This is a genomic window from Actinomadura sp. RB99, from assembly GCF_014706005.1.
In the GTDB taxonomy this organism is placed as follows: domain Bacteria; phylum Actinomycetota; class Actinomycetes; order Streptosporangiales; family Streptosporangiaceae; genus Spirillospora.
Map to the genome: position 1 here is coordinate 1 of NZ_JABMCA010000159.1, position 2,342 is coordinate 2,342.

Sequence of the window (2,342 nt, forward strand, 5' to 3'; positions counted from 1 at the left end):
TGATGTCCGCCCTGGCCCTTGTGGCGCGGCGGGCGGGGGCGCCGCGCCACAAGGATCATTCCCCGCGCTCGGCCTGGTCAGCCCCGGGTTCGGCGGCTGCCGGTCGGCAGGGGGATCACGGTCGAGGGGAGGCCTGGGCGGACGACGGTGCCGTGCCGCAGGGCAGTCGCGACGTTCAGGTCAGCCGCGACGAGGCGCTCGATGATGGCCTCGATGCGGGCGATCTGGCAGTCGCTGGCCGCCTCGTGTGCGGCGATCTGGCGGGCGACGTCATCGCGCATGGTCGCGACATTGGCCGCGATGTGCTCAAGTCGGCTGAGCTGCTGCTCGGCTCGGGCGTGGACCGCGACGACGCCGACGCGGCCGATGACGACCAGCGTGCAGACGATCGCGCCGAGCATCCCGAGCGTCTCCATCAGCTCGGCGTTCGGCGTCGCAATGGCGAGCATCACGACACAGGCGGCGCCAGCGGTGGCGGTAACGCTGACGATTTGTTTGTCGCTCAAGGTCCCCCCTCGGAACAATGATTCGTGATCCGGGCGTGCGCATTGACGTCCATCCCCATGGCCGCCTGACTCTCAGCCGATACGTCGCGTCAGCTCCGAATCACCCATCTTGCACCGAGGGTGCGTAGTAGGAAACCTCCAATTTGGCCGTATCCGGCCACGATAAGCTGTCAACCTGCGATAACGGCTAGCCCGTCGAACTTTCCGGGTCGGGCGCGAGCGCCCGGGCGACCTCCTTGACCGCCTGCCGGCGGTCCTCGTCCATTCCCTCCAGCCGTTCGCGGATCTCGGCGATGTCGGCCTCGAGGGCGTCGAGCATCTCCTCGGCCCGGTCCATCGGCCCAGGCGGTTCGTACGTCGGCGGCACCCACAGCCCGAGGCCCGCACGAACCTCGAGGATGTCGAGCTTGAGGATCTTGGCGAGCTGCTCGGCGCGCTCGTCGCTCCATCGGTGCTTGCCGGTCTCCCACCCGTAGACGGTCTGGGTCGCGACGCCGAGCGCTATGGCGACCTCGCGCACCTCCAGCCCGCGCAGCTCGCGTTGATGTCGCAGCCAGTCGCCGGCCGCGAGCCCCTTGTCTCTGGTCATGTGACAAGGGTTGCCTGACAGGCACCACCTGTCAAACATCCGGCCACATGCGGTGAACTTTCTGGACTCGCTTGACAGGCGACGCCTACCAGGCAAGCATTGGTTACGTGATCGCGAACATCAGAGCCCGCTGGGGTGAACAGATCAAGAAGCGGCGGCTTGACGCCGGGCTGTCGCAGATGGAGGTCGCGGCCCGCGCCGGGATCGACAAGAGCTGGCTCAGCAAGATCGAGCGCGGCGAGACCGGCGCCCGGGGCATCGGCGACGAGGTCCGCATGGGCATCGCCGCCGCGCTCGGCTGCCGCGTCGAGGACGCCTTCCCCTACCCCGACACCGCCGAGGAGACCGAACCGTGCCGAAATGCGGCGAGTGCAACGGGCGCGGGACCGTTCCGAACCCGGGCGACAACGGCGGGGACCCGATCCCCTGCCCGATCTGCCGGACGGGCCGTGTCGGGCCGCGCGGGGAGCCGGGCCAGTGAGTAAGGAGACGCGGGAGCCGGTGGGGATCCCGGACCCGGAGAAAACGCCGATGACCGACCTCGCGACCGTCGCCGCGCTCGCCGGGATCGGCCTCTCGACCGCCTACGACGCCGCGCGGCGCGGAGACTTCCCGACCCGCCGGATCGGCCGCCGCTGGATCGTGCCAACCGCGCCGCTGCTGGAGTACCTCGGCCTCACCCCGGCCGCCAAGTGAGACCCGCCGCCATGCCGGGCGGCGAGTCCCACACCCACCCATCTCAGACAGGCAGGACCCACATGTCCATCATCCACTACGTCCTCGGACTCTGGTACCTCCTGCTCGGCCCGCGCCGGAGCGACGCCGAGCCCGCCCTGGCGACCGCGCGGCCGACGCCCGCCGCGCCCCGCCGCGCCTCCGTCCCGACCGACTACCCGCTGACGGCCGACGTCCGGGACGACCTCGCCGGGCGCGGCCACACCGTCAGCGGCGAGCGGCTCACCCAGGGGCACGCGACCCGGTACGTCCCCGGTCGGCTCAGTGCGGGCGACCTCGTCATCGTCGAGCGGACGGACGGCAGGCTCGGCACGGTCGCCCCGCCGCCGCGCGGCGCACCGCCGGTGACCGCCGCCCGCCGCCACGCCCGTGACCACCACCTCACCTACATCCCCCGGGGCGGTGCGCGATGACGAACGACACCACCAAGAGGCCGCGCCAGCAGCGCGCCATCACGGTCCTGAGCAGACTCGTCCGGCGCGGCGCGCGGGCCGGGCTGCACGCGACCTGGC

The 2,342-nt window shown here is 71.3% G+C and carries 5 protein-coding genes; 3 read left to right on the forward strand and 2 right to left on the reverse strand.

Going from position 1 to position 2,342, the window contains the following annotated elements:
• Nucleotides 1–77: 77 nt before the first annotated feature.
• Together amrb99_RS49180 and amrb99_RS49185 are read right to left on the reverse strand one after the other, a co-directional pair.
• The gene (locus tag amrb99_RS49180) at nucleotides 78–506 is read right to left on the reverse strand and encodes a hypothetical protein (RefSeq protein WP_190868994.1); all 429 of its coding nucleotides are present in this window, start codon (nucleotides 504–506) and stop codon (nucleotides 78–80) included.
• Nucleotides 507–693: 187 nt separating this feature from the next.
• Nucleotides 694–1,095 (reverse strand): helix-turn-helix transcriptional regulator, encoded by a 402-nt coding sequence (locus amrb99_RS49185; protein ID WP_190868995.1) that lies wholly within the window; start codon nucleotides 1,093–1,095, stop codon nucleotides 694–696.
• A gap of 107 nt (nucleotides 1,096–1,202) precedes the next feature.
• On the opposite strand from amrb99_RS49185, the gene amrb99_RS49190 reads away from it, so the two are divergent.
• The 3 genes from amrb99_RS49190 (at nucleotide 1,203) to amrb99_RS49200 (ending at nucleotide 2,243) form a co-directional block, all read left to right on the forward strand.
• On the forward strand, nucleotides 1,203–1,580 hold the full coding sequence (locus amrb99_RS49190; protein ID WP_190868996.1) for a helix-turn-helix transcriptional regulator: 378 nt from the start codon (nucleotides 1,203–1,205) through the stop codon (nucleotides 1,578–1,580).
• Nucleotides 1,573–1,791 (forward strand): helix-turn-helix domain-containing protein, encoded by a 219-nt coding sequence (locus amrb99_RS49195; RefSeq protein ID WP_206700425.1) that lies wholly within the window; start codon nucleotides 1,573–1,575, stop codon nucleotides 1,789–1,791. The genes amrb99_RS49190 and amrb99_RS49195 overlap by 8 nt, the downstream gene beginning before the upstream one ends.
• Nucleotides 1,792–1,853: 62 nt before the next feature.
• The gene (locus amrb99_RS49200; RefSeq protein ID WP_190868997.1) at nucleotides 1,854–2,243 is read left to right on the forward strand and encodes a hypothetical protein; all 390 of its coding nucleotides are present in this window, start codon (nucleotides 1,854–1,856) and stop codon (nucleotides 2,241–2,243) included.
• The last annotated feature ends 99 nt before the right edge of the window (nucleotides 2,244–2,342 follow it).